24 protein-coding genes are annotated in these 26,363 nt (G+C 36.3%); 9 read left to right on the forward strand and 15 right to left on the reverse strand.

Annotated elements, in window-relative coordinates; genetic code table 11:
- The first annotated feature begins 2 nt into the window (after positions 1–2).
- Both CH354_RS13825 and murJ read left to right on the forward strand, forming a co-directional pair.
- Positions 3–878 carry an STAS domain-containing protein gene (locus CH354_RS13825; RefSeq protein ID WP_100766519.1) on the forward strand — a complete coding sequence of 292 codons (876 nt, stop codon included), beginning with the start codon at positions 3–5 and terminating at the stop codon, positions 876–878.
- A gap of 11 nt (positions 879–889) precedes the next feature.
- The gene (gene murJ / locus CH354_RS13830; protein WP_100727521.1) at positions 890–2,521 is read left to right on the forward strand and encodes a murein biosynthesis integral membrane protein MurJ; all 1,632 of its coding nucleotides are present in this window, start codon (positions 890–892) and stop codon (positions 2,519–2,521) included.
- A gap of 83 nt (positions 2,522–2,604) precedes the next feature.
- On the opposite strand, the gene ileS is transcribed toward murJ, so the two are convergent.
- The 3 genes from ileS to CH354_RS13845 are packed head-to-tail and all read right to left on the reverse strand — an operon-like array spanning position 2,605 to position 8,229.
- The gene (gene ileS, locus CH354_RS13835; RefSeq protein ID WP_100727522.1) at positions 2,605–5,355 is read right to left on the reverse strand and encodes an isoleucine--tRNA ligase; all 2,751 of its coding nucleotides are present in this window, start codon (positions 5,353–5,355) and stop codon (positions 2,605–2,607) included.
- 59 nt (positions 5,356–5,414) lie between these two features.
- Positions 5,415–6,044 (reverse strand): leucine-rich repeat domain-containing protein, encoded by a 630-nt coding sequence (locus CH354_RS13840; RefSeq protein WP_100727523.1) that lies wholly within the window; start codon positions 6,042–6,044, stop codon positions 5,415–5,417.
- Between the two features lie 13 nt (positions 6,045–6,057).
- Positions 6,058–8,229: a ligand-binding sensor domain-containing protein gene (locus CH354_RS13845; protein WP_100727524.1), complete on the reverse strand. Its 2,172-nt coding sequence runs from the start codon at positions 8,227–8,229 to the stop codon at positions 6,058–6,060.
- Positions 8,230–8,508: 279 nt separating this feature from the next.
- Between CH354_RS13845 and CH354_RS13850 the strand changes: the two genes are divergently transcribed.
- Both CH354_RS13850 and CH354_RS13855 read left to right on the forward strand, forming a co-directional pair.
- On the forward strand, positions 8,509–10,041 hold the full coding sequence (locus CH354_RS13850) for a methyl-accepting chemotaxis protein (RefSeq protein WP_207762707.1): 1,533 nt from the start codon (positions 8,509–8,511) through the stop codon (positions 10,039–10,041).
- Entirely contained in the window at positions 10,031–10,582 is a 552-nt protein-coding gene (locus CH354_RS13855; RefSeq protein ID WP_100727526.1) for an SCO family protein, read from the forward strand. Before CH354_RS13850 ends, CH354_RS13855 begins: the two co-directional genes overlap by 11 nt.
- Before the next feature lie 11 nt (positions 10,583–10,593).
- On the opposite strand, the gene speD is transcribed toward CH354_RS13855, so the two are convergent.
- Entirely contained in the window at positions 10,594–11,355 is a 762-nt protein-coding gene (gene speD, locus CH354_RS13860) for an adenosylmethionine decarboxylase (protein WP_100727527.1), read from the reverse strand.
- A gap of 81 nt (positions 11,356–11,436) precedes the next feature.
- Between speD and CH354_RS13865 the strand changes: the two genes are divergently transcribed.
- Positions 11,437–13,056 (forward strand): glycoside hydrolase family 13 protein, encoded by a 1,620-nt coding sequence (locus CH354_RS13865; protein WP_207762708.1) that lies wholly within the window; start codon positions 11,437–11,439, stop codon positions 13,054–13,056.
- Between the two features lie 12 nt (positions 13,057–13,068).
- Here CH354_RS13865 and CH354_RS13870 read toward each other — a convergent pair whose 3' ends face one another.
- From CH354_RS13870 to CH354_RS13885, 4 genes are all read right to left on the reverse strand, one after another.
- A complete protein-coding gene (locus CH354_RS13870; protein WP_165780363.1) occupies positions 13,069–13,362 on the reverse strand; it encodes an STAS domain-containing protein in 294 nt (97 codons plus the stop codon).
- Positions 13,363–13,482: 120 nt separating this feature from the next.
- Complete coding sequence (locus tag CH354_RS13875) at positions 13,483–14,241, reverse strand: polyprenol monophosphomannose synthase (protein ID WP_100727529.1); 759 nt, start codon at positions 14,239–14,241, stop codon at positions 13,483–13,485.
- Between the two features lie 24 nt (positions 14,242–14,265).
- Positions 14,266–14,580 carry a hypothetical protein gene (locus CH354_RS13880; RefSeq protein ID WP_100727560.1) on the reverse strand — a complete coding sequence of 105 codons (315 nt, stop codon included), beginning with the start codon at positions 14,578–14,580 and terminating at the stop codon, positions 14,266–14,268.
- Entirely contained in the window at positions 14,577–16,184 is a 1,608-nt protein-coding gene (locus CH354_RS13885; protein WP_100727530.1) for an ArnT family glycosyltransferase, read from the reverse strand. The genes CH354_RS13880 and CH354_RS13885 overlap by 4 nt, the downstream gene beginning before the upstream one ends.
- Positions 16,185–16,455: 271 nt before the next feature.
- Here CH354_RS13885 and CH354_RS13890 point away from each other — a divergent pair, with 271 nt between their 5' ends.
- Together CH354_RS13890 and CH354_RS13895 are read left to right on the forward strand one after the other, a co-directional pair.
- Positions 16,456–16,923, forward strand: coding sequence for a DinB family protein (locus tag CH354_RS13890; RefSeq protein WP_243396093.1), 468 nt, complete (start codon positions 16,456–16,458; stop codon positions 16,921–16,923).
- A gap of 483 nt (positions 16,924–17,406) precedes the next feature.
- On the forward strand, positions 17,407–18,210 hold the full coding sequence (locus tag CH354_RS13895; RefSeq protein WP_243396094.1) for a transposase: 804 nt from the start codon (positions 17,407–17,409) through the stop codon (positions 18,208–18,210).
- On the opposite strand, the gene CH354_RS13900 is transcribed toward CH354_RS13895, so the two are convergent.
- The 5 genes from CH354_RS13900 to CH354_RS13920 are packed head-to-tail and all read right to left on the reverse strand — an operon-like array spanning position 18,197 to position 23,712.
- Entirely contained in the window at positions 18,197–19,717 is a 1,521-nt protein-coding gene (locus CH354_RS13900; RefSeq protein ID WP_100727532.1) for an SDR family oxidoreductase, read from the reverse strand. The two genes, CH354_RS13895 and CH354_RS13900, sit on opposite strands and share 14 nt — an antisense overlap.
- Before the next feature lie 46 nt (positions 19,718–19,763).
- A complete protein-coding gene (locus tag CH354_RS13905; RefSeq protein ID WP_100727533.1) occupies positions 19,764–20,444 on the reverse strand; it encodes a hypothetical protein in 681 nt (226 codons plus the stop codon).
- Between the two features lie 7 nt (positions 20,445–20,451).
- Positions 20,452–20,709, reverse strand: a complete 258-nt coding sequence (locus tag CH354_RS13910; protein ID WP_100727534.1) for a hypothetical protein — start codon at positions 20,707–20,709, stop codon at positions 20,452–20,454.
- 15 nt (positions 20,710–20,724) lie between these two features.
- Complete coding sequence (locus tag CH354_RS13915) at positions 20,725–21,849, reverse strand: methyl-accepting chemotaxis protein (RefSeq protein ID WP_100727535.1); 1,125 nt, start codon at positions 21,847–21,849, stop codon at positions 20,725–20,727.
- A 60-nt stretch (positions 21,850–21,909) separates the two neighbouring features.
- Positions 21,910–23,712, reverse strand: a complete 1,803-nt coding sequence (locus tag CH354_RS13920) for an ABC transporter ATP-binding protein (protein ID WP_100727536.1) — start codon at positions 23,710–23,712, stop codon at positions 21,910–21,912.
- A 113-nt stretch (positions 23,713–23,825) separates the two neighbouring features.
- Between CH354_RS13920 and CH354_RS13925 the strand changes: the two genes are divergently transcribed.
- Positions 23,826–24,557, forward strand: a complete 732-nt coding sequence (locus CH354_RS13925; RefSeq protein ID WP_100727537.1) for a pseudouridine synthase — start codon at positions 23,826–23,828, stop codon at positions 24,555–24,557.
- On the opposite strand, the gene CH354_RS13930 is transcribed toward CH354_RS13925, so the two are convergent.
- Both CH354_RS13930 and CH354_RS13935 read right to left on the reverse strand, forming a co-directional pair.
- On the reverse strand, positions 24,547–25,377 hold the full coding sequence (locus CH354_RS13930) for an acyl-CoA thioesterase (protein ID WP_100727561.1): 831 nt from the start codon (positions 25,375–25,377) through the stop codon (positions 24,547–24,549). The two genes, CH354_RS13925 and CH354_RS13930, sit on opposite strands and share 11 nt — an antisense overlap.
- Before the next feature lie 75 nt (positions 25,378–25,452).
- A complete protein-coding gene (locus tag CH354_RS13935; RefSeq protein ID WP_100727538.1) occupies positions 25,453–25,893 on the reverse strand; it encodes an LIC_13387 family protein in 441 nt (146 codons plus the stop codon).
- Positions 25,894–25,981: 88 nt separating this feature from the next.
- Here CH354_RS13935 and CH354_RS13940 point away from each other — a divergent pair.
- A partial coding sequence (locus CH354_RS13940; RefSeq protein WP_338092390.1) for a DUF6597 domain-containing transcriptional factor occupies positions 25,982–26,363 on the forward strand: 382 nt, incomplete at its 3' end.

Raw genomic sequence — 26,363 nt, forward strand, 5'->3', positions numbered from 1 at the left:
TTATGGAATCAAAAGACAAAGTATTTTCTATTCAATTAAAAGGTGGTTTAGACGGAAGTAGTGCTGATGATTTTTATCGTTACTTCGAATCACAATTGAACAAAGGGTATCGAAAATTTTTATTCCAGTTAGGATCACTTGAATTCATTACATCCAATGGAATTAGTACCCTTGTCAAAATTCACAAACAAATTGTGAAATCAAACGCAGTGTATGCAATTTATGGATTAAAATCGGAAGTGGAAGATGTATTAAAATTGGTAGGTCTTTTTGATAAATTTCCTATCTTTCGTAACCACAACTCTGCTGAATCCTTTTTGTTACAAATGGATGTTTCTGGAATGGAACCAAGTACAAAGGAAACTTCTTCCCTTTCCGAAACCTCGGATCACAATAAAAGAGGAGAGGAATCAAAATCAGACAGTAACAAAATTCGATTTTATTTTTCAGGTAAGTCCAGGGAAGAAGGAAAACCGAACCTAAGAAAAGAACCTGTTTCTATTTTAGAATCATTGAAAGACGAAACAACGGACTCAAAACCCACTCCTTCTCCCATGGAAGTTGTGCTCGAAGAAAAAATAAACCAACTCCGTCTGGAAATCAAAGAATCATTGAGTTCCGAATTGGAAAGGCGATTCTCTCATTATAAATCAGGGGCATCTGCTCAAGAATCGGCTCAATTGGATAAAATTCCAAATTACATCCAATCGAAAACCAAACAATTGGAAACAGTCGAAAGGATCATCCAATGTGAAGTGTGTGGGACACGGCTACGGCTTTTTAAATTTGGTAAACATGAATGTCCAAGTTGTAAAACGCAGTTCCAGTTGAGTCCCAATGGTTCTATCCGTTTTCTTGAAAAATTAAATCCCATCTAAAATCTGGTCGTATGACAAACAAAGTCCCAGGGAACGAATCGAGTACAAAACGATCCCTTGCTTTATCTTTTTATACATTCTTATCAAGAATTTTAGGGCTCATTCGTGACCACTTTATGGCTGTTAGTTTTGGAACAGGAATGGTGGCATCCGCCTTTAGTGTTGCCTACAGACTTCCCAATATGTTCCGAAATCTCCTGGCAGAAGGAACCTTAAGCCAGTCCTTTATGCCAATATTCTCCGAGTATGAAAAAATGGGTGTGATGGAAGCTCGTGTGATGGCAGGAACTGTCCTTAGTTTTCTTTTCCTTTGTTTGTCTATTTTTGTGACTTTTTTTTGGCTGTTTGCAGCTCAGTTTTTGCCTACTCTTGTTGGTGGTACACCCGAATATGGGAATTTAGTCGTAGAACTTTCGTTAGTTCTATTTTTTCTCATCATGACGGCCAGTCTCTCTTCGATTTTTATGTCGATTTCCAATTCCCATCACAAATATTTTGTTCCGTCATTATCCCCAATCATCCTTAACTTTAGTTATCTGGCAGTGTTTCTCTTTGTGTTTCCTTTTTACCATGAAATTAAGGACAGAGTTTTTTACCTGGCATATGGAATTGTATGTGGTGGGGTATTACAACTTATAGTGCAAGGATGGTTTGTTTACAAGAATGGATTTGGACCCATCTTTCGGTTGGATTTTAAACACCCTGCGATCAAAAAAATTTTTAAACTCATGTTACCTGCGGCCCTAGGAGGTAGTTTTTACCAAATTGGACTTCTTGTGGATATCTTTCTTGCCAATTACATCCAAAATCAAAACCCAGGTCTTGGTGCCGTTGTCAGTTTGGATTATTCCCAGAGACTCGTCCAACTCCCTACAGGGATCATTGGAGTTGCACTTGCGACTACAATCCTTCCTTCTCTTTTGAAGGATTTACGAGAAGGAAGGGAAGAAAATGTTCCTAAAGAAATAGCAGATGTATTGTCATTTGCGTTTTTTTTAACACTGCCAGCAAGCATTGGTTTGGCGGTTCTTGGGGAAACGGTTTTGGATTCCATTTACTACGGTGGACGTTGGGACCATCTTGCTACACTGACAGCATTTTTCCCACTTGTGTTTTATTCACTTGCGATCCCTTTTTATAGTATCAATAAGGTACTTGTTTCTTCTTATTATGCATTTTCTGATACAAAAACTCCACTTCGTATCCAGTTGATATCCTTTGTCCTTAGTGTTGTTGTGAGTATTAGTTTGATGTTTTTTTTGAAACACTCTGCCATTGCCCTTGCTTCAGCCCTCAGTGCCATAGTCACTTCATCATTATTACTATTTTATTTAAAAGCACACCAAGTAAGAATTCCTTTTGCCACTGTGGGAAAACGGGTATTGAAAATGGTGCCTGCACTTTTTGGACTATTCTTTTGGCTTGTGTTTTCAGAATGGGTGATCAAACCAAACTTACAAAATTGGGGAACGAATACACTTGGTCTTAGTTATGCCAATCTCAGTCGGTTGAGTTTATCTCTTTCGATGCTTCCAGCGGTTATTTTGTATTTTGCAATTGCTACCTACACAGGCCTTTCTGAATCCGAAATTATCTTAGGAAGGTTTTTACGAAAGTGGAAACAGAAAAAGGAAAACAAATAAAAAACCTGTCTCCCGCATGACAGTAGACAGGTTTCACTTCCAACTGAACTTATGATAGTGATTCTAAATTCAGTCCCCTAACTTTACTTAGGGGATAGTTTGGAAACCACTTCCTCACAACGTTTGCAAAGAATTCCTTCTTTTTCCGAAACATGGCGCCAGCAACGTGGGCATTCTTCGTGGTGAGGTTTTCGAATTTGGATGGAACCTGATTCTCCTTTCCATTCCGAAAATACTTCACTGATTTCTTTCTGATCAAAGGAGACTTCCGATACCACAAAAAATAAACTCAGGTCGTCTTTGGAAAACTTTGAATTTTGTAAGGAGTTTCCAGGGATGAACACTTCCGCTTCCAGAGATTTACCCAGTTTTCCTAATTTCCTTGCTTCTTCTAATGCTTTTTGTACGTCTTCCTTTGTTGCAAACACAGGTTTGAATTCGGATTCGAGTGACTCATCCACCCATTCTGTTAGGTCTGAAAAATCAGCATAATACACAGAATCTTTTTTCCCAAAGGTAGACCATACTTCTTCCGTTGTGAACGAAAGGATTGGAGCCAGAAGTTTGGAGAGAACTTCCAAAATCACAGCAAGTGTGTATTCGGAAGAACGTCTTGTTTTGGATTCTTTCGCATCACAATACATACGATCACGAATGATTTCGAAGTAATCTTGTGATAAATCGACCGTACAGAACACAAGTATCTTGTGGTAGACTTGGTGGAACTGGTAGGTTTCATAAAGTTTTTTCACTTCTTCATTGAGTTTTGCCAGTTTGTGAAGGTAGTACCTGTCAATGGTTTCTAGGTCATCTTTTTTCAGATTCCATTCAAGTGTTGTCGCACTTGTATTTCCTAGTAAATACCGGAAGGTATTTCGGATCTTTCGATAGGCTTCGGAGACAGTTTTAATGGAATCTTTTCCAATTTTGACATCATCACGAAAGTCTTGTGTGCTCACCCAAAGTCGTAAAATATCAGCACCGTATTGGTTGATGATATCTGTTGTTGGATTGATCACGTTTCCAAGAGACTTGGACATGGCATGTCCTTTTTCATCTAACACATAACCATGAGTGAGAACGGACTTATAAGGTGGGGTTTTACGGATTGCCATCGATGGCCAAAGCGAAGATTGGAACCAACCTCTGTGTTGGTCCGATCCTTCCAAATACAAATCGGCAGGTTCTTTTCCTATAGAATCGCCAAACACGGCAAAGCTGGAAACTCCTGAATCAAACCAAACATCTAAAATGTCTTTGTCTTGTTTGAGGTCATCGGATCCACATTTGATACACTTGGTTCCTTGTGGTAGTAAGTCTTTGGCATCTTTTTCATACCAAACTTCGATCCCTTCTTTTTTTACAATTTGGATGAAGTGTTGGATGGTTTTGTCATCCAAATGGGTCTGTCCACAAGACTTACAAGTAAAGGAAGGGATGGGCACACCCCAGTTTCTTTGTCTCGACAAACACCAGTCAGGTCTTGATTCCACCATAGATCGAATCCTAGTGATCCCCCAATCTGGAATCCATTGCACTTTGTCGATTGCTTTCAGTGATTCTTCACGGAGACCATTGTGGTCGATGGAAAAAAACCATTGTGGTGTAGCACGGAAGATGAGTGGTTTTTTACTCCTCCAACTATGAGGATAGGAGTGAGTGAATTCTGAAAAATGGACAAGAGCATTTTTTTCTCTTAGGAGTTCTACAATCTTTGGATTTGCGTCCCAAATTTTGATGCCCTTCATCATCTCAAACTCGTCCGTATAACGGCCGTAATCGTCTACTGGAGAAAGTGTTGGAAGTCCCGCTGCAGTTCCCACACGATAATCATCTGTTCCGTGTCCTGGTGCAGTGTGTACACAACCAGTTCCTGCATCCAGTGTGACATGGTTTCCAAAAAGGGGAATGGACTCACGTTCTAAAAATGGATGGAGGAATACCATTTGTTTTAGGTCGGCATTTGATAGGGATTTGATTTTGGTAAGAGTGATCCCTGTTTTTTGTTCTACTGCTTCTTTTAATCCATCGGCAAGGATGAGACGGCCATGACTATCTGATTGGAAAAGGGAATAAGGAAGTTCTTCATTAAAACAAATGGCAAGGTTTGCTGGAAGTGTCCAAGGAGTTGTAGTCCAGATGAGGCAATAGGTATCTGTTTCCCCTTTAACAGCAAACTTTACATAGATAGAAGGTGAAACATGGTTTTGGTATTCGATTTCTGCTTCCGCATGAGCCGTTGCTAAATCAATACACCAATACACAGGTTTTTTCCCTTTGTAGATGTAACCTTTTTCAAAAAGAGAACCAAATACTTCGACTATCCTTGCTTCAAATTCAGGAGCCATGGTGAGGTATTTGTGATCTTCGTCCCAAAAACAAAGGAAACGATTTAAGTCTTCTCCTTGTTTGCCAACAAACTCAGCGGCATACTCTCTGCATTTTTTTCTCAGTTCACTTGGACTTGTGTTCCTTGCTTCTTTTCCAAGATTCTTTAACACCTGTACTTCGATTGGAAGTCCATGGCAATCCCAACCAGGGATCATATCTGTTTGGAATCCAGAAAGAGTTTTGGATTTAATGATGATGTCTTTTAGAATTTTATTGAGTGAATGACCAACATGGAAATTTCCATTCGCATACGGTGGCCCGTCATGTAAAACAAAGGATGGTTTGTTTTTTCGAATTTCTCTCATCTTTTGGAAAACTTTTTCTGTTTTCCAAATTTGGATTTGGCCCGGCTCACGTTTTGCCAGGTCGGCTTTCATGGGAAAATTGGTCTCAGGAAGGAGAACTGTTTTAGAATAAGGATTTTCCGTTTCTGGTTTGGCCATAGTAAGACCAGTGTTTGAACTCTAGGCCAAAGAGAAAACGGAAAAAATAATCAAATTGTTTATAGTTTTACGCGAACTTTCGGTAACTCGTCTCGCAGTCGTGCAACGTCCGATTTTTCCAAAAGAGTTTTTTGTAAGATGAGTTGTTTCAGAAAGGAAAGTTTTGCCAAGTTTTTAGGGAGAGTTTTGTATTCTCTCATAAGGCTTAAGTCAAGGATTTCCAAAGACGGGAGGTTTGCGATCACTTCGACGTCCGCTTCTGTTAGTTGCACTTTGGTTTCATCAAGGGCAAGGGTTCTCAGATGTTTCAACTTTGCTAAAACGGGGGGGATCTCTTTTAATTCGGTTCTGCCTAGAAGTAATACTTCCAAGTTTTCCAGATTTCCCAATTCTTCTGGAAGAGTTGTAAGGGGGTTTCCAAAAAGATTTAGGATTTTCAGTTGTTTTAAGTTTCCAATTTCTTTTGGTAACGTAGTGAGTGAATCGTATTGCAGGGTGAGTTCTTCTACCTTGTTTAAGTTTCCAACCGAAGTTGGTAAAACTCCCACTTCTTTATTGGAAAGATTGAGGACTCTATCTTCTTTGTGTTCTTCAAACCAAATGTTTGCATCCACCACTTCCTTTTTACAACCAAAGGAAAACAAAACGACGAAGGACAAAAAACAAATGGGAGAAACAATCAACTTCATAAGACCAGAATTTTTACTTCAAATATTTATTATAGCCAAATTCCAATTCGCGGATGATAAACTGAATGTAATCCATCTGGGCGCGGTCCGATTTATACAAACTGGCTTCTTTACGATAGTATTCTGCCAGTTGGGTGCGAAATAAAATTGTACGAAAGTCTGCTTTGGAAAGGATGAGTTCCTTGGACCTGTTTTTTAATTGGATGGCATCTGGAATTTTGATCACCACAGAGATTTGTAAAATAGCATGTTCGATTTCTGCGACGATTTTATTTGTGTCTTTTTTTTGGTCCGCTGGTGAAAGTTCCAATTTGATATCTTCCACACATTCTTCTATGTGGTTACGCAAACGTTTTGTATCGTATACTTTTTCTGCGATGCTATTGAATTTTTTTGGATAAATAAAGGCTTCTGCCACCTTGGCAATGTTCAGTGATCGGTTCTCTTTTTGTTTTCCCGTCGTTTGTTTCTCTATCTTTGGTTTTGGTTTTCCGTCTTTTCTGTACAAATAACCTAAAATCAGTCCTAAGAAAAAACTGAATAAAAATCCACTCCCTATGTATTCTAAACTTCCAAGGAGTAGGGAAATGATTGTGACAACGGAGGCCAGTGTTAAGAAACTAAAAACTCCAATGGGAACATGGAATTTTTCTTGCAGAGCAGAGAACGAAATTCTTGGTTCTTTTGGAGTCTCAGTGATTTCTTCCTTATCTTCTTCTTTGGAAAAATCTTCTATTTCAACTTTGTCAATGGATATGTCTGATCTATTTTTTAAGATGATTCGAATTTGGTCGAGTATGGGCAGTTCATTTCGATACTCAGAATTTGTTTTTGCTAAGATAAGAGTGTTTTCTTCCACTTTGGAAAGATATTTTTGGTCAAGAGCAAAGAGGACATGGTAATCTTCTTCTTTCATCTCCAAACAACCGTAAGTGTCAGATAAAGTTTTGACTATTTTTTCGATGGCTCTTTTTTTTTCTGAATCGGATTTTAAATTTAATGTTTTGATTTCAGCGAATAAGTTCAGTTTGGTGAGGGTAAGAGTGTTTTTTGTGTTTTCTTCTATTTTTGTACTCAAAAGTTGAATTAGAGAAAATAATTCGTCTTCTGCATCTTCTTTTTTTTGTTCTGTTAAAAATCGAGAAAGTTTGTTCAAAATGATGATGCTATCTTGGATTCCATTTTTGATTCGAATTGATTCTTCGTTTGTTATTTTATCAAATGGAAATTCTCCGAGTAAGGAACTGATTTCTTGGATGTAGTTTTGAGCTGAACTCAATAGTTCTTCTGTTTTTTTAGGAAGTTTTGTTTCGAGTTCGGTTAGTTTTTCTAAGTAACCTTCGTATTTGTTTTCTTTTGCAAATCGTTTTAAGTAGGGAAAGGCAAATTGTTTGAGTCCATCTAATTGTACTGCTAGATGTTTTATGTATTCAGGATGAGAAGAACTACTCGGTAATACAAAATGGTAACCAGGTACGATCTCTACCAATTTGGCAGTTTCTTTCCCTCTTGTCACAACATCTAAAATAAAATCTTTTGTTGGTAAGGGTCCAAAAGGTTCCATACTCGAACGAAGGATCATTTCTAATTCCGATTCAAAACTCAGTTTAGTTGGAAAAAAATATACGTTTCCCTTTTGGTCGGTTCGCAGTAAAGTACTTCCTGGGTTTTCTTCTTCTAAGATAAGATCTCGATTGGATCGATTCTTAAGTAAAATATCCACCAAATCAATGCTATATTTAAAACAGGACCTTCGAAAAGGAACTACATCTGTTTTTTCTTTCGATTGCGGAGAGATCATACTCAATCGAAAAACTAATTTTTGGTCCACAAGTAGGATAAAAGGATAAAAATAAACGACAGGTTCTTTATTATGTTCTGTGAGTCCTGCTAATTCTTTTAGAGCTTCTTTGATTGCACCATTGGTTTTGTGTGTTTCCGTTAATTGGACTTGTTTGGATAATAGTTCTGGAATGGATTCCAAAGTGAGAAATAAGGTAGGAGTGATTTCGGCACTACCATGCATCTCCAGTCGTCTGTGGCGCACACGTAACTCTTCTAAAATTGCTTGGGAGGTGAGGGAATAACTCGCTATATTTTTTGGTAATGAGATAAAGTATGAAGGTTCTGAAACATTGTTTGAAAGAGAACTTTCTGTTTCGCCGAAATCTGAGATTGGTTCCAAAATGTACCTGCTAAGACACTAGTTTACAGGAGATTTTCCGAACGGCAAGAGAGAAAGTAGAAACTAAGGATGGAAAAAGTAAGAATTTGAAAAATTCTACGACTTAATTCGTAAGCCATCATAAGACCCTTTCGTGTCAGATATACCACTCAATCCTTCCCGTACATTCACCGATATCGAATATAATTAATTTACCGAAAGGTAAAAAGATGGATCTATCTACATTTATTGACTCGTTTTTATTTAGAATATTTCGTCTAATGACTAATGGATTTAAGATTGGCAGCGGTTCTATTGGAACGCCAAAAAAAAGTTGATACGTTTTTTGTCTGGGCAATTTTTGCTCACATTCCCCTCGTTTTTTTACTCTCTCTTGGTTATGGTGCTACTTTAGTTGTCACAATCTCTGCTGTCATCATTGCCACTCTTTCGTTTTTGTTCTATCGATTTTTACGTGGAAGTTTTTTCTTAAGAGCTTGGAATGGAGCTGCTCTTATGTTATTCAGTGCTCTACTCATCCAAGCACAATTTGGGCGCATCGAAATGCATTTTCATGTGTTTAGTGCCCTTGCAGTTTTGTTTGTGTATGAGGACTGGCGTGTATTACTAGTTGCTGCTTTGACAATCGCCATACACCACTTAGTTGGAAATTACCTCCAAGAGTTTGGTGTTGAATTTCTGAATACCAAAGTAATTGTTTATAGTTATGGAACGGGATTAGAAATTGTGATCACACATGCACTTTTTGTTGTGATGGAAACGGGAATTCTAATTTATTTTTCTTATCTTTCTGTTTTAGACCTAAGGTTACAGATAGAAACCCAAACAAATTTAGAAACGGTGATGGCGGGTGTCACTGCTGCCATCGACGAAGTTTCGCAAGGAACAAAATCCTATATTGAAAATTCGAATTTGATCACAACTGCTGTCAGAAAGTTTGAATCTTCCTTCCAAGATCAATCCTCTTCCATCGAAGCAATTTCAGCAGCAACAGAAGAAACAACTGCCTCTAGCCAATTGATATTGGAAGGATCCAATCGACAAATTAATGAAGTAAAAACAGTAGAGGAACTCAACCGAAACTTATTCAATTTGAATGAAGGTTTTGTGAAATCTTTGGAAGTGATGAGAGCAAAAATCCAAGAATCTGCTGAGAGTGTCAAAAAAACGGAAACAGAATTTTCTACCTTGTACCAATCAATGGAAGTGGCTGTGGATGACTCTGAAAAAATGGAAGAAATTTTAGATTTGATTTCCGATATTGCTGAAAAGGTCAACTTGCTTTCGTTAAATGCTTCAATTGAAGCTGCAAGAGCAGGTGATGCTGGAAGAGGGTTTGCCGTTGTTGCTTCCGAGATTTCAAAACTTGCTGATTCAACAGCGGATGCCACAAAGAATATTTCTACTATCTCTGGTAAAATTAAATCGGCAATCCAAGTTAGTTTTAAACAATCAAACCAAATCAACCAAACGGTCCAAGGTTTTGTGAAATCTATTTTGGCATCGGAAGTAGGAATGGGTGAGTTAACAGAAAAAATTTCGGGAACTCTTTCTGCTTTTGAAAAACAAGAAAATGCCTTAACCACTCTGGATCAAATTGCACAGGAAATGCAACTTTCTAGCAAAGAACAATCATCAAGTATGCTTGAAATTTCAGATTCGATAATGGATTTAAATTTGAAAACACAAACCAATTTGAATACAAGTTCGGAAATGATTTCTTTTATCGATAAAGGCAATGTAATCTTTGAAAATTTAAAAGATTCAGTCGAAACACTTTCTGCTATGATTGAAACAGGGAATGGAACTTAAAAGATGGATCCAAAGACTACTTTGGGTCTTTGTTGTTTTTCTTTTTGTAGGAATTAGTTCCTTACTCCATTTTTTTTCCAGTACATACCGAAAGATCCCTTGTGAGATCTGTGAGTTCCAATTTGATTCGGTACCTAAACCAAATTGGATAGTCATTTATCCTGGGTTAGTTGGTTGTGGTAAAAAATGTCCGATTGCCTTGGAAAATCTCAGGCAATTTCAATCGCGATTCCCAAATACAAAATTTTCATTTTATTTTTTGGTTACTGATCCTAAAGAAACAGAAGAAGGTATCCAAAATTATTTGGCGTACTATCAAACGTCTTTAGCAATCCAAGCCTTACGGCCAAAATCAGCGGAAGAAGTACAGTTTTATAGAAGGCTCGGAGCGTATTTACCAGAACATCCCGTTCTCAAACAAAAAGACGAACATGGGACTCAATTTTTTCTCATCCCACCAAATCGGAAAGTTGTGTATGCACTTCCCAAACTTGGTGAAGATGATTGGATCCAAATTCAAAAAGAAATGAACAAAGAGTAAAAAAAATCCAATTAATGGATCATATGATACACTTCTTTCATTTCCTCTCTTAGAAGTTTCATTTTGTTCGGAACATCTGGATGAGAGATGTCCTCAGGGTTTAACAAATAATTTTCAGGTCCAAGTTCTCGGATCATCATTTTAGTTTGCCAAGTGTTATCTTGAGGCATATTGATGTCAGAGAGGTAAGTATAATTTCTTTTCACTTCTGGTTTGATAAAATCCAAGATCGAATTAAAGTGATGATCGTTATAGATCTTTTTACCATCTGCAAGTCTGGTATAACCTCTTACCACATAGTCAATATAAACCACATCACATTCAAATGCTTCAAATAAGAAATTGATGGAGTCAAGTGGGATGATCTCTCCGCAGGTCGAAATGTCAATGTCCACTCGGAAAGAACAGATTCCATCTGGATCTGCCGCATCAGGGTAGGTGTGAACAGTGATGTGCGATTTGTCCAAATGCATACTAACCTGTGTCGATGGGATTGGATTTCCTCCACCCTTCACATCACTCATAAGAACCATAGCAGAGGCACCCACAGGATCGTAATCTTGTGCGGAAACAGAGAGGATATTGGCATCAATGCGTTTCACAATCTCTTTGGAGATTTCTGTAATTTTACTCGCATTGTACTTGTCGTGGATATATGTTACATATCTACCTTTTTGTTCGTCATCGAGTGTGATGCAAAAATCGTAGAGGTTAAAACTCAAAACTTTTGTCAGATTGTTAAAACCGGAAAGTTTGATTTTTTCTTTATCCATTGCTACCTGCTTGTATAAAGAACAGAAATTTGGTATTTAGGTAAGAGGCAACTGAAATAACAAGGCAGTTTTAGAAAAGTCATGGAAAACAAAATGGAATGGTGGAAACAAACTTCAATTTATCAAATTTACCCTTGGTCCTTCCAGGATTCCAATGGAGATGGGATCGGTGATTTAAAGGGAATCCTCAGACGTTTGGACGAGATCCAATCCTTAGGCGTTGAAACCATTTGGTTTTCCCCTTTTTACGTTAGCCCAGGCGAAGATTTTGGTTATGATATCGCAGATTATACAAACATTGATCCCAGATTCGGGACGATGGCCGATTGTGAACAATTGATTCGAGAAATCCATAAACGTAAAATGAGAGTGGTTTTGGATATGGTGATGAACCATACTTCTGACAAACACCCATGGTTTTTAGAATCAAAATCATCCACTTCGAATCCCAAACGAGATTTTTACATTTGGAAAAAGGGAACTAAAAAACCACCGAATAACTGGATTTCGATGGTTGGTAAATCAGGTTGGAATTATGACAAAGGAACTGATGAATACTATTATAGTAACTTTTTATCTTTCCAACCAGACTTAAATTACAGGAATCCAAAAGTCAAAAAAACCATGTTTGGAGTTTTGGATTTTTGGTTAAAAAAAGGAGTCGATGGGTTTCGTCTGGATATCTTCAATTCCATCTATAAAGATGATAGTTTTCGTGATAATCCTTTTAGTCTAAGATTTTTCCCAACACCAGATAACCATGATGAGGCGTTTTTCCAAAAAAAACAGTATAACCTCAATCTTCCAGAATCATTTTCGTTTGCAAAAGAAGTAAGAAAACACATTTCCAAATACAAACAAAAACCTTTTCTCATCGGCGAAGTGAGTGGAAGTGACCAAGTTTTAAAATCATTTTTAGGTGAAAAATCAGATGGTCTCAATTTGGTATTTCAGTTTGAGTTAATTCACTTTTCTTACAATGCAGATTTTTTTCGAAAACTGCTCCAAAAAAATGAAGAAGTTTTCCCAAGTCCTTTTACGCCTACTTATGTATTAGGTAACCATGACCAAAGGAGATATATTGATCGGTTAGGTGGAGACATACGCAAAGCAAAACTTCTTGTTTGTTTTCAATTTATGGCAAGAGGAGTTCCGATTGTTTATTATGGAGAAGAAATTGGTAGAAAGGAAGGAAAACTCTCCAACTTTTTTGGGAAAGATCCCATTGCCAAGATGAATCGATTTGTTCCTTTGTTTTTAACGAAACTTTTGGGAATTTACATCAATCGAGATAATTGCCGACTCCCCATGTTATGGGATGATTCAAAAAATGCTGGGTTTACAAATGGCAAACCTTGGTTACCGGTTGAATCCTTTCAATCTGGGGATACTGTATTCGGACAAAAAAATGATCCAAATTCCTTGTGGAAACATTACCAAACAATGTTTCATTTACGAAAAAATTTCGATGTCGTTAGAGTTGGTAGTTTAGAAATCAATCGTACAGATGAACCAACTATTTTGAGTTTTGAAAGAAGGTTTAAGAAACAACGACTTCAAGTATTCCTCAACTTTGGTGAAAGTCAGAAGGATTTGAATGTGGATCTAAAGGGAAAAATAATCTATGGTTTTGGCGGAGCGGATTGGGATGGGAAAAAATTGCACTTACCAGCACATTCTGGTATCATCATTGGTATGTAATTTGTAGTGAGTTCATGCTAGTAAATGACAACTCAGGTTTAAAATTTTTAAGATTTTTTGAATCTGAGGTTTTACATTTGTAAGAAAAAGTCTCACACCTTGTTTTTGAAACATCATTTTTTTGTATAAGAGGAGTCCAAGTACGGCAGAGGAAACTTCTTCCACATTGGAGAAATCAATATAAATCACACTCAAATCATTTTGAAAGAGTTTTGTCATGTCCTCTTCTAAGTTTTGCGCAGAATACAAATCCAAACTACTCACTTCGATTCGGTAATTTTTTTCTTTTGTAAGTTCTGAAACCATTTTGTCCCTCACAGAAAGATATACGGAATCCAATCGAAATACATTAGAGTACAAGCGAAAAAAACGGTTTTTAAATTTTTTCTTTTCCCATATATTTTTGATCCAATTGCTAAAGTTTGCTTAGGGATGGATGTGGGAATTCCTTCCTTTTGATCCAAAGAAAAAGTGATGAGATTGCCTCCATTGGTACCATTTGATCGATATCAAATCCCAAAGGAAATAAAAGATCACACCTGAATCTAATTTGGAATGGCCCCAAGTGCGAAGTCCAAATGTATAACCAATTTCTGCGATTTTATCTGTTTTCACGACACCCAATATTTCAAAAAGAATTTTGTAACCCCTTGGGTGTAGTTTATCTTTTGTGTCCAAGTAAACTGTTTTTCGAATTCCAAAAAACCCACTCATAGGGTCTGAAATTTTTACTGGAAATAACCATTCTGATATTTTTGTTGCAAATAGACTTGCTAACTTTCGTAAGACGGGAAAATTTCCATATCCGCCATCTTGACTCCTTCGTGTCGCAACTACAATATCATTATCTCTCAAAAGCCGTATCACATCTGGAATTTTGGAGTAATCGTGTTGGAAATCGGCATCAACAACTACAAATTTGTCTCCTTCCGCTTTGTTATAACCAAAGGTAACTGCTGAACTTAATCCTTTTTCCGTGAGCCTAACAAATGGTTTCACGCGAGAATCATATTTTGCTAAAACTTTGGAAACTTCAAAAGTTCCATCAGGTGAATTATCATCAACAATGATGATTTCAAATGGAAGGCCATCTTTTTCTAAGACTTTCGTGATGGTTTCAACACAGTTTTTAATATTTCCTGCTTCGTTATATGTTGGGAGTATGATACTTGTTTTATCTTTCATGACCGGTCATTCAACTTTATACTTTTAAAAAAGCCCCTTGGTTAAGTTTTTAATACACACCTCTCCTGCATGGCAGGAAGTAAGAATTGCATTGGAACATCCGTTAAACAATTGGTATTGTTTGGAACAGAGAATTTCACAGGCAAATTGAACTAATTTTGGATCTTGTTGTTTTTTTTGTTCTTTACTTAAACAGTTGTTAATCTTTTCGCACATGTATTTGCATTGAGGTGCTTCCATTTTAGTTACTTTTTGTCCGAACTTGGGAAGGTTATCTTTGGAAAAATCCCAAATCGAAACAAAAAATAAGAGTAATATCAGTATTCCGTATTTTTTCATTCCAAACTTCCTTTTTTCCATAAACTGATTTCCGTTTGGAATTTCTGTTTTTCCATTTTAAAAACAGAAGTTAATAATGACCTTACATTCATTTGTAGGTGTTGTTTCCATTGGAACCAGGAGCTCACTCGGCTAAATTCTTTGGGAACGTTTGTTTCCACAAAACTTATCAAATAAATTGCTTCGGAACAATTCTCTTCAATTGTCAGTGGCAATGCAAATTTGATCTTTGCACTCATGAGTTTGTTTTGAACGTCCATTGCGGTCCAAGGATTCTCAGCCACAACACAGACAGAATTTTCACCAACCACTTTTGCCACCTCACGTAGATCTGGATCGGAAAGTGGTTTGAGTAGGAAAAAAATGATCATTGGGATCACAAGGATTTGTGTGATCAGTATAGCTCTCCATTGGTTATTAACACTTTGAAAAAAACATAGTGAGCTAACGATGATAAGAACTCCTACTATAGAAAAAATAAACAAAGTATGTAATCGTAAGACAATCGAAAGGAATAATAAGATAAAATAAATTACGAGTATACTGTATCGATTTATCTTTGAAAGAAGAAGAGTTTGCCATGATACTCTTTGCATGGACGTAAGTAAGAATAAAAAACTAATAAATGGAGTTACATAGTATGGATCTTTTCTGTTTGGGAGAAGATGTAAACAGGTAACCAATAAGAAAAAAACAAGTAATGTTGATACATAAATCTTGTGTTTGTTTTGTTTTGGGAAACGGATTGAATTCCAAACCAACTGCATAAACGGAATGGTAAATGGAATTGTGTAAATGAACCAACCCATCCAAATTCGTAATCCCGATTGGTTGGAAGAATAAAACTTTCCAATGTTTTCAGTGATAAAGAAAAAACGAAGCAAATCCTTTCCAGAGGGTATTTGGAAATACAAAAAGGATATCCAAAGTAGTGGGATAACAAAGGTCAAAACAGATGAAAATAGTAGGAATTTTTCTCGGACGATCTGGTTCCACTGGAATGTGATTTTGCCATTTCGAAGGCGAATCACTTTCACATAAAAATAACTGAGAAGTATAAAAAAGACATACACATGGATGATTGGTCCTTTTAATAAATACCCTATGCCTGTAACCAAACTCCCTATAATGAGATAAGAAGTTTGTTTTGTTTGTTTGTAAAAATAAAAAGAATAAAAATAAAAAAGTAAAAAGAAGACCATTGGCCCTTCCATCATGAGAAGCCCAAAAAATTTGAGTGATAAAAAGGAAAAACCAAAGAGTAAAGTAGTCAGTAAAGTTTCTGATTTGGATTTAGTAATGGCAAATACCAAACGATACAGTAACACTATTGTACCGATTCCAAAAGCGAAACTCACCAATCGTTCCGACAGGTAATGGACTCCAAAGAAAGAATCTGAGACCATTCCCATCCAGAAAAGAAGGGGTGGTTTGTATGGATTCGGTAAACCAGATAGGGAAGGTAAAAGGTAACTTCCTAGTTCTAAACTCTCACGAACGGATCTTATGTGCATGATTTCATCCCCTTGTGGGAATGGGGCATCAGGGACACCTAATAAGGATCCAAAAATTACGAGAAGTAATCCAAAAAGAAGATAAACCATAATCCTATTAAATTCCATAAACAAAGATACTGACTAGTCAGTCAATATAATAAAACTCAAGAATTCGCAAAAAGATTTAGAATCCAGAGAGAAGGGTTGGAGATTTGATTCTACTTGTTTGGTATTAGGGTTTTTTGTTTCGGATCCAATTGAATCTTCACAGAAAAAATAGAAAAAATTAAAAAATGAGAGAAATTACACTTTTCATCCAATCAAAAAGCAGTCTAAACTCATTAGCATGTCATCAATGGGAAACGACAATGGAATTCTTTTGGAACAAGGAATCGCCTTACTCTCTTCCCTTTCTGATCGAATGTATCTTCAAAAACAAAATAATTCTGAATCGAGTGTTGGTGAACATATTCGCCACGTAATTGAACATTACCAAATGTTTCTTGAGGGGATTCAGATGGGTCACATTGATTATGATAAGAGAAAACGTGACCCTTCGCTGGAAGAGAACCGACTTCATGCAATCAATCGTTTGCACGAGTTATTCACTTTTTTCGAAACAAAATATTTGCCACTTGGGCAAATACTAGTTTCGCAAAACTATAATCCAGACTTTCCAACTCCGATTGTCACATCCACAATTGAAAGGGAACTTTTATTCTTGGTTTCCCACACGGTTCATCACTATGCAATCATTGCACTCGTATTAAAAGATGAGGTAGGTGTAATTCCACCATATTTTGGTTATTCACCTGCTACATTGTATGCAAAATTACAAAGCAAATAAATTGAATTTCACCGAAGTCTATCTCGAACACCCACAAACGGAGCAGACACCTCACCGCCGCTAGATTCTCCAGCGTCTTCAGAGGATGTCACTCCTGCCTCTCGCTACGCTTCCCCTGACTCCGCAGAAGGCTACGCACAGGGAAAACTCCGCCCACGTCCCACTCGTAATACATCATCTCTTCTAACACCACTCAAAACACCTTACTCCGACTACATAAACCCTCTAAAATCTACTCCTGAATTAGATCACCATTACTCTATTAGAACCCTTACGATCCTATCCACCTTATTTCCAAAGTCTTGCAATTGCCCTAAGCCTAACCTTAGATTCTTAAAAGTAAAAAATAGACCAACAGTTGCGAGGTGTAGTAGTTGCCATAAGCAAATCAGCATTACAGCACATACACCATTAGAGGATTATAAATTACCACTTAGTTATTTCTCATACATTTTAGAGGATCAGATTTTACAATACCCTAAGATGGTTACTTCTAAAGAGATTAGTAAAAAGTTAAATATTCCATACAAGTCAGCATATTACTTAAAGCGTAGAATCCAGATTGTATTTAGCCTTATAAATGAGAAGTTACAGAAACAATTGTATGAAGAGTTAAAAGATCATAATGAGAAAAACCCAATAAAATTAAGCAAAAATGGTGATCTAAGGGAAGTGATTAAGAATGAACCAGTTGCGGTGGCAGATAGCGTAGTGCTCTATAGTTCCAGTTTGAGAGCCAACAAACACCGAAGTAGGCGGTATAAAACTGGCTCCAGTAGCATCTATCTTTCTAATAGTTTGGGAGGAGATCAGAAGGGAGTATTAGTCCACACAGTTGGCATCAATCATGGAATGACTTTTTATAAATCCATACCTTTGAATAATCAGAGTTACTTAGGCAAGGACTTAGATGAGAAGATACCTAGAGATACTATCTTGTTCACAGATGAGGGTTACACATTTATTTGGGACAGGAAGAACCATAGGATGGTGAATCACAGTAAGCGTAGTGGTGATCCTCGTTATAATATGAGCAGAGAGAGGTGGATTACAAAGGAAGGCGTTTCTAGTAATGGTGCAGAAGCTCGTAATAATATTTTGAAGCAAAGTTTTAGAAGCTATAGTTATATAAGTCCTAAGTGGAGTCAGTTGTACCTCGATGAGATGAGTCTGCTGGGAAATGTAAGATATAGTGAACCTTTGAGGAAGCTACTTTTGGGAAGTAGGGAGGTTGAGGGGAAAGGGTTTGTGGGTGTTCGAGATAAGGACTATTTCACCAGTCGATAGGGAAATAGTCCTTTAAAAACTTACCAATCCAATGTTTGCCCGTATTGACTCCGTCAAACAAAGGATCAACGACCCTTGCTGCCCCATCCACAATATCCAGAGGAGGTTGGAAATCATGAAGGTCTTGTTTTCGTTTTGCAAGTTCTATTGGATCTTCATCAGTAACCCAACCAGTATCAACAGCGTTCATAAAAATGCCATCTTTTGCAAAGTCTTCTGCTGAGGTATGAGTCATCATATTAAGCGCCGCTTTTGCCATGTTTGTGTGTGGGTGACGGTCTTCTTTTTTAAATCGATGGAATTTTCCTTCCATTGCTGAGACATTGATGATATGTTTTTTGCCAGTAATATCCTTACGCATAATACCCACCAATCGATTGCATAGAACAAAAGGTGCTACAGCATTTACAAGTTGGACTTCTATCATTTCAGATGTATTAATTTCCCCAAGTTTTAGTCGCCAACTATTTGTTTTTCGGAGGTCCACCTGTTGTAAATCAGCATCTAATTTTCCTTCTGGGAATACGGATTCCAACTCATGTGAATTGTCATGTGAGTACGGGATTTGCGAAAGTACAGCAGAAGAACGGATCCCAACACCTGGAGTTTTATGATTCCAGCTAACGGCTAACGCAGTTGCAGTGTCTTTCATTTCTGAGTCAGAACGGTAGGAATCTAATTCATTTTTACAGTGTTGGTAAAAACTTAATAGTTTTTGTACTTCAGAAGGTAAGTCGGCAATTGAAATTTTTTCTGTTTCGAGCAAATGAGAATAAAAGCCAGGTGGTCTTCTTACGGTTTGTGCAGCATTATTGATCAGGATATCCAATCTTTCCAGGTGGTTTTCCAAAAATTTACAAAATATTTCCACACTTGGTGTATGCCTTAAATCCAAACCAAAGATTTGTAATCGGTCTTTCCATAAATGAAAATCAGATTCCTTTGAAAATCGAATCGCTGAATCGTTCGGAAATCTTGTCGTCGCGATCACTCGAGCACCTGCTCGTAATAATAATAATGTGGCTTGGTATCCAATTTTTAATCGCGAACCAGTGATAACGGCTACGGTCCCTCTTAAATCAGCTGTTTGGTATCGTTTGGAGTAATTGAGTTCCGCACAATTAGGGCACATCGAGTCATAAAAAAAATGTAATTTTGTAAAGGGAGTTTTGCAAATATAACAAGGCTTAGGTTGGGATAATTCGGTGGCATTTTCCCATGACCATCCAGCTGAATTGGAAATTTGGAGTGGTGCTTTGAAGACTGCGGATTCCCTTGCTCTTCTGATTCCTGTCAATGCAGTCTTTTGTTTTTCTTGGGTTTTTAAACTTTCTTTTTTTTCAATGCGAACAGTTCGATTCCGTTTACGAACTTCATTTCGATCCGGCCTTGAAATTTTCCCACATAGGATCATTAGTTCAAGGCGTTTTTCTTCTGGTATGGTAACGAGATCTTTTGGTGAATCTAAAAGTGTTTTTAATTCACGAATCAAAGAGTCTATGTCCATAAAACCAGAATTTTAGGAACAATGGGGTAAGCAACTCTCTTTGGATTTAGATTTTTTGAATTCTAATCCTACGATTGCCGGTAAACCGAATGGTACCATCCAAAATGCATGAATTTTCCATTTCAGCATGAAGGCTTTTTACCTGCTCTCTCATATTTTGAAGGAGAGCAATCACTTCAAGCGTACTATTGCATTGTAATTGAGTGAACAATTTTTCTTTGTCGTAATAGAGTGTCTGTAACTGTTGTTCCAAGAGGTTTGATAGAGAATCCTCATGAATGTTTTGACGGCTATCAACCGAAGTTTCCTCTATCATCAATTCACGAATTGGCTTGGTTAAGAATTCTTGGATTTCATTTAGGTCCTCATCATGAATGAGTGGTTCTAATGCGATAAGAATGTAGGTTGTTAAAGATGCTTTAATGATTAGATTTGGATCAGCTTCTCCAGTGTTAAAATTTTGGTATTGGATTTGAGTGTTGAGTTGTTTCCAATAACATTTGAGTTCAACATATTTAGAGAAAATTAGAACACTCAATTCTTCTTTGATTTCAACATCATCCAATATATCCAAAAATTGATGTATCATCGAATCAAACCAAAGGTGAATATTGGTATTTTGTTCTTCGGATTGCTCAAATCCAATCATCCATTCAGTTATGTTTTCGGAGACTGAATTTTTAAAGTTTTGGTTAGAAAGTTTTTCTTTAATAAATTGTAATTCCATATGCTCTCTATTGGTTTGAATTTTTATGGAATCTATGATTCGGGATGTAGGCTTTAGAAATTGATTCAATTTGAATTCGATTTGTGTCTACTGTTCTGTAATTTTCTTTAAAAGAGTAGAGGTAAGTTAATTCCTTTTGTAAGTTTTGGAATTCATGAATGATTGCGTCTATGTCAGAAGAACCCAATTCTAATTCCAGTTCTTCTTTTTCCTTGTATAGCGCGACTATTTGAGATTCTAGTTGTTCTTCTAAAGTTGGATCCATTAACCATTAGACGAATTACTTTTTCAAAACAGAAATAATATTGAATTCGACGAGTATACTCCAAGGACGTTTACTTTGGCCAATTCTCACTGGTTTCAAAATGCGAACCAAATTGTTTGTTTCCATTTGTGTATAGGAGTGTCCTTTTTGGATGGCTAGCAGTGCTTCTGTGTCAAGTCCCTCTACCTTGGAACCCAATTGATCAATTTCTGGATGTGAAGCAAAATTACCCTCATACGTTACAAGAGAGGTTGTTCCAATCCCAAATATCTTTTTGGGTGATAATTCTTTTTGGAGTTGTTCCAATGAAAAATCTGCGCCTAAAATTCCAGCAAATTTTGAATGTAAATACAAATTAGTCATCAAACTGGTCATCTTGACTGTTTTACCTTCGATAGGATAGTCGTAAGGTTCCATCATCACATCTTCACCTAAATCTCGAGGTAAGATATACCATTCATTTTCACCGGGAACATCATAACCTTGTAATGGTTCAATTGAAATACGACCAGTGTGGCGATGGCAATAGGGAACAAATCGACCTTTTGCATCATGACCTTCTTTGTTTATGTATTCATGGTCCTTTTCATCGATAACATTTGGCTCACAACAAATAGCATAAGCTAACTGTTGTTCATTTTGTATTAAATATTCTTGTAGGATGAGTAGGAGGTGTTCTCTTTTCATACCTATATTTGCATGTACCAAACTTTGGATTAAAAATTTTAAGCCATACAATGAGGTTGCCATGATATAGAATTTTGATTCTAATTCTTTTGCAATGTTATTTGCCCATAAATCTGCGTATTCTATGATGGATTGTTTTTCCATTTCGAGAACATCAGCATTGGCTTCTGAGTTTTCTAGATTGATTCTAGATAAAATTTCTGAGATTTTTTTAGTCGCTTCCGATGTTTGGAAGGACAATTTTGTGACTTCGTTTGCGACAATTTCAAAACCACGTCCGTGTTCACCGGCTCTAGCTGCTTCAATCGATGCATTTAATGCAAGTAAGTTGGTTTGTTTTGCGACTTGTTGAATGGAGGATGCAACCGAACCTATTTCTTTTGATCTTTCACCAAATGAATCAATAAGTTCTTTGAGTTTTTTCATACCCAAATTTGAATATTTGTCATCCATCCTTACGCCATCCTTAAATCAGATTCTGTTCTTTAATGAGTATCGGAGTTACCAGTAATCTTATTGATATCCTGCCTGTTGCAATCGAAATAGTTTTTCATATTTTCCTTTTTTTGAAAGTAAGGTTTCGTGATCTCCCCATTCCGTTTTTTTACCCTGTTCTAAAACCAAAATTTTATCTGCCATTCTTACTGTTGAAAATCGATGAGAAATCAGAATGACTGTTTTTCCCATTGTGTGTTCCCTAAAGTGTTCGAATACTTTCATTTCTGCTTCGGCATCGATAGCAGACGTTGGTTCATCCAAGATTAAAATATCTGCCTTTGATCTCATAAATGCTCTCGACAAAGCAATCTTTTGCCATTGTCCACCGGAAAGTTCTCTACCATCTTGGAACCATTTTCCTAAACGTGTTTGGTATCCCAAATCCAAACGTGTGACAAATTCGTGTGCCATACCTAATTTTGCTGCACTTATCCATTTTGATTCTGATTGAATTTGATTTACATCGCCCATTCCAATATTGTCACCAACCTTAAATTGGTATTGGACAAAATTTTGAAAAATAACTCCAAATCTTTCTCTTAATGATTCTTCTTCCCAATCAACAAGATTGATTCCATCTAAATAAATATTTCCTTTAGTTGGGGAATACAAACGAGTCAACAATTTGATTAATGTAGTTTTTCCCGATCCATTTTCGCCAACGATTGCTAGTTTTTCACCCGCAGGAATTTCGAAACTAATATCTGTTAGAGAATCATTTGTTGACCCAGGGTATAAAAAGGAAACTTGATCAAATACGATACCGGTTTTGCTGTTTGTATTTTTATAGACGCCTGTTTTTTTGGGTACTGGTAAGTTTAAGAAATCCATAAGGTTATCTATATATAAATGATCCTCGTAAATTCCACCGAAGGCAGATAATGCATTTGCAAAAGTAGATTGTCCTTGGCGAAATATGACCAAATACATTGTCATTTCACCTAGAGTGATTTGTTTTTGTAAGGCAAGGCTGACAATCCAAATGTAAGATCCATAAAAGGCTAACTGGCTGATTAATCCTAAGAAAAAACTCACCACACTTTTTTTAATTGTTAGTTTTTTATCTTCTGCATAAATCTTCTGAAAATTGTTTTTGTATCGATTTAAAAATTCTTTTCCTAAGTTAAAGAGTAAAATTTCTTTTGCGTTATCTTCTCTTGCCATTAATGTTTCGAGATAAACTTGTTCTCTAGTTTCTTTTGCTTTCCATCGAAAGAGCCTGAAATTATGTGTAGAGAACTTTGTTTCGGCGATGAAAGTTGGTATAGCGGCTATGATCAAAATGATGGAAGCCAATGGAGACAATTTTACAAGTAATCCAAAAAAACTAACAATTGTGATAGAGGATTGTGCAATTGTAAAGAATCGATTTACCATCGATAGAGGTTTGGATGAAGCCTCTGACCTTGCTTGGGTCATCTGATCATAAGTTTCTGAATTTTCAAATTGTGAAAGTTCTAACGTGATTGCTTTAGAAAGAATCCTTTCATTGACTTCTTGACCAAGTTTAATGCGTAGTAAGGTTGTGCAAAGATAGTATAACTTTTGAGCACCAAAATAAAATACCGTAATGAATCCTTCAATGTAAACATAAGTAGCCGTTTCAGAATAAAATAATTCATACCAATTTCCGGATTCAATTTTTGAATGTAAGATGGAATCGATTATGAGTTTTCCGATCCAGACCAAAGTTGAAGGAAACAATCCATTTAAGATGGTTAAAATCGAAATGAGTAATGTTAAAGTAGGGGAACTATAATAGGCAAGACTAAACGCTATTTTGGATGATTGAACGATACGGAAAAAAGTACCCAACATACTGGTTAGATTGTTTTTGGAAGGATGTTTCGATAGCTTTTTTTAAGAAAATCCAATGAAAACATTTAATTCCACTTTCCGAAATTTAATTCACTTGTTTCGATGTTTATCGTATGTCAAAGGAAAGATTGGATAAAGTTCTAGGAAATTTTGGATTAGGATCTAGGTCCGATGTAAAAAAGGAAATTTACCAAGGTAATGTAAAAGTCAATGGAATCGTAGTGAAAGACCCTGGTTTTAAAATCACTTTAAATGATGTTGTTGTTTTTTATGAGGAAACTTTGATACGCAAAGAATTTTATTATTTCATGATGAATAAAGCTCCTGATTGTATTACCGCTACGGAAGACCCAAGAGAAAAGACTGTTATGGATTATCTAAGTGAAAGGCATAGAAACATGAATTTGTTTCCTGTTGGAAGATTGGATAAAGAAACAGAAGGGCTTTTACTTTTTACCACAGATGGAACTTTGGCTCATTATTATACTTCTCCTAAACATTTTGTTGAGAAAGAATACTATGCAGAAATTTCAGAACCAGTAACAAAAGATGACATCATGAATTTTGAAACTGGAATTGTGTTAGATGATGGATACAAAACATTACCTGCTCGTCTTGCGATACCTGATGATACAAAACCTCACATAGTCACAGTTTGGTTAAAAGAAGGGAAGTATCGTCAAATCAGGAGAATGTTCCAAAGTTTGAGTAAAGAAGTTATGTATTTAAAACGAGTGAAGATGGGTAATTTAAAGTTAGATCCGTCAATTCCGCTAGGAAGTTACAGAGAGTTGACAAATGAAGAAGAATCCCTTCTCAAACAAAAAATTCCGATCATTCAATAAATCTTTCTATTTTGTCAAAAAATGCTGCAGGTGCTCGCCTTGGCCTTGAGTTTGAAAGAGAGACAAATAGCTGTTCGTCTTTCATGCTTGCAAGTAGGTTTCCTTTTGAATCCAAAATATCTTGTCTGAAATAAAAACGGATTTTTTCAAAACTTTCGATCCAACTTAAGATTTTTACGTGTGTTCCGGGATCTATTGGTTTATAAATTTGTATTTCCCCGCCCATAAAAAAAGTGGTAGAGTCTGTTTCTTTGATTAAGTTTAGATCGACAATTTCTTTAAAAAATAGGAAACGACCTTCTTCGAAAATTTTCCAAATAGAATCAGAAGGTAAATTCCAAAAACAATTCATATCACTGAAAGGAATGTAGTAATCATGTTCTACTGTGTTTTGATTTGTTGGTTTTGGGTGGATCGTAAATTGATAGGGTATGACACTTAATTTGGGAAGATTCGGAATTTTGATGATATTTCCATCCTTCAGCAATGTTGAGGTGGTTTCAATTTCGCATGCTTTTTTGCCATTGGAACCTACTATCGATTGTTTCCACAAGAGAGTTCCAGTATCCATGCCATAAACTTCCGATTCAACTGTCATTTCCGAATTTACAAATTGTTGGTTGAGGAATCTTACATTAGTCGAACCAGGAACATAACTAATATTAGTGTTTAACATTAGTTCAATGGGATAACCAAATTCCCTTAAAACTTCACATCGTGCATCATAAGCAAACCGTTCATAGGTTCTGCTAGTAACATGTCGATTCCAATCCAAATCAAAGTGACGAGTAGACAAAGTTTTGCGGAAAATTTGATCCATTCCACCTTTCTTTCCATTTGAATGGAATGGTAAAGAAAAAATCTGGATTGAATGTACCAATCCATTCGTAATTTGTTAATTGTAATTTTTCTGGAAATGGGTTTGGTACCACTGGCCAAATAAGAGCAATGAAGCTAATAAACATGTAATTGCAGGTACTGGAAAGATATAGATAAAACTCAAAGCTGAAATGGATGTGGTCCAAAAAATAACGAATAACAATAATTGTTCTTTAGAAGAACGTGTTAAATCATCATCCTTTATACATATCATCAATATTCCTATGACAAGTAGAATTGATGCATCCAGAGCTAAACTCATTCCTTGGTAAAATTCATCAATAGTGTGATGTGAAATTCCATTTGGGAGTTCGACAAAAGTGCTTTCCATTGCAAGTATTGTTTGCTTTGTTTTTTCATTTGTTACGTTTTTTCTTGTTAGAGTTCCGATTGTATGTCCGACGAGAAAAAATAACATCAGACCAAGAGCTAAAAAAAGTTTCCATTTTTCTTTCATTTGTTTCAATCATCCATTGCGATTTTAAATTCTAATTGCATATTACGAGAAAAATTGTAAAACATATTGTAAAAAAGGGAACTATTTCTTGAAAATAAATACTTTAAAAATAAAGCCAGAACTATCTGAGATAGTTGAAAGTATTTGGTTCTTTGAAAGCAATTTGGGAATACCACGTTCCGAAAATTCCATTGTTGTTCCCCATAGTAGTGTAAAATTGATAGTTCCAATTTTTGGCAAATTGACAGCAGAAAATTCGAGATTATCTCATGAATATCCTGAATCGAAAATTTTAGTAACTGGAATATGGGATCATCCAGTCTCAATATATTCTTCAAAAGTTAAAATTCAGACTCTCATTTTTCGTTTTACAACAACAGGCGGATATCGTATATTTCCTTTTCCATTAAGTGAAATTACCAATCGAATATTGTATTTTTCTAATATTTTTGGGGAAGATGTGATAAAAA

It is taken from the genome of Leptospira levettii (genome assembly GCF_002812085.1).
Taxonomy (GTDB): domain Bacteria; phylum Spirochaetota; class Leptospiria; order Leptospirales; family Leptospiraceae; genus Leptospira_A; species Leptospira_A levettii.

Bases quoted from the DNA above. Each gene is read 5' to 3' on its own strand.
- CH354_RS13825 (WP_100766519.1), top strand. From the start codon at position 3: ATGGAATCAAAAGACAAAGTATTTTCTATTCAATTAAAAGGTGGTTTA.
- murJ (WP_100727521.1), top strand. From the start codon at position 890: ATGACAAACAAAGTCCCAGGGAACGAATCGAGTACAAAACGATCCCTT.
- ileS (WP_100727522.1), bottom strand. From the start codon at position 5,355: ATGGCCAAACCAGAAACGGAAAATCCTTATTCTAAAACAGTTCTCCTT.
- CH354_RS13840 (WP_100727523.1), bottom strand. From the start codon at position 6,044: ATGAAGTTGATTGTTTCTCCCATTTGTTTTTTGTCCTTCGTCGTTTTG.
- CH354_RS13855 (WP_100727526.1), top strand. From the start codon at position 10,031: ATGGAACTTAAAAGATGGATCCAAAGACTACTTTGGGTCTTTGTTGTT.
- speD (WP_100727527.1), bottom strand. From the start codon at position 11,355: ATGGATAAAGAAAAAATCAAACTTTCCGGTTTTAACAATCTGACAAAA.
- CH354_RS13865 (WP_207762708.1), top strand. From the start codon at position 11,437: ATGGAAAACAAAATGGAATGGTGGAAACAAACTTCAATTTATCAAATT.
- CH354_RS13870 (WP_165780363.1), bottom strand. From the start codon at position 13,362: ATGGTTTCAGAACTTACAAAAGAAAAAAATTACCGAATCGAAGTGAGT.
- CH354_RS13875 (WP_100727529.1), bottom strand. From the start codon at position 14,241: ATGAAAGATAAAACAAGTATCATACTCCCAACATATAACGAAGCAGGA.
- CH354_RS13880 (WP_100727560.1), bottom strand. From the start codon at position 14,580: ATGAAAAAATACGGAATACTGATATTACTCTTATTTTTTGTTTCGATT.
- CH354_RS13885 (WP_100727530.1), bottom strand. From the start codon at position 16,184: ATGGTTTATCTTCTTTTTGGATTACTTCTCGTAATTTTTGGATCCTTA.
- CH354_RS13895 (WP_243396094.1), top strand. From the start codon at position 17,407: ATGGTTACTTCTAAAGAGATTAGTAAAAAGTTAAATATTCCATACAAG.
- CH354_RS13900 (WP_100727532.1), bottom strand. From the start codon at position 19,717: ATGGACATAGACTCTTTGATTCGTGAATTAAAAACACTTTTAGATTCA.
- CH354_RS13905 (WP_100727533.1), bottom strand. From the start codon at position 20,444: ATGGAATTACAATTTATTAAAGAAAAACTTTCTAACCAAAACTTTAAA.
- CH354_RS13910 (WP_100727534.1), bottom strand. From the start codon at position 20,709: ATGGATCCAACTTTAGAAGAACAACTAGAATCTCAAATAGTCGCGCTA.
- CH354_RS13915 (WP_100727535.1), bottom strand. From the start codon at position 21,849: ATGGATGACAAATATTCAAATTTGGGTATGAAAAAACTCAAAGAACTT.
- CH354_RS13920 (WP_100727536.1), bottom strand. From the start codon at position 23,712: ATGTTGGGTACTTTTTTCCGTATCGTTCAATCATCCAAAATAGCGTTT.
- CH354_RS13925 (WP_100727537.1), top strand. From the start codon at position 23,826: ATGTCAAAGGAAAGATTGGATAAAGTTCTAGGAAATTTTGGATTAGGA.
- CH354_RS13930 (WP_100727561.1), bottom strand. From the start codon at position 25,377: ATGGATCAAATTTTCCGCAAAACTTTGTCTACTCGTCACTTTGATTTG.
- CH354_RS13935 (WP_100727538.1), bottom strand. From the start codon at position 25,893: ATGAAAGAAAAATGGAAACTTTTTTTAGCTCTTGGTCTGATGTTATTT.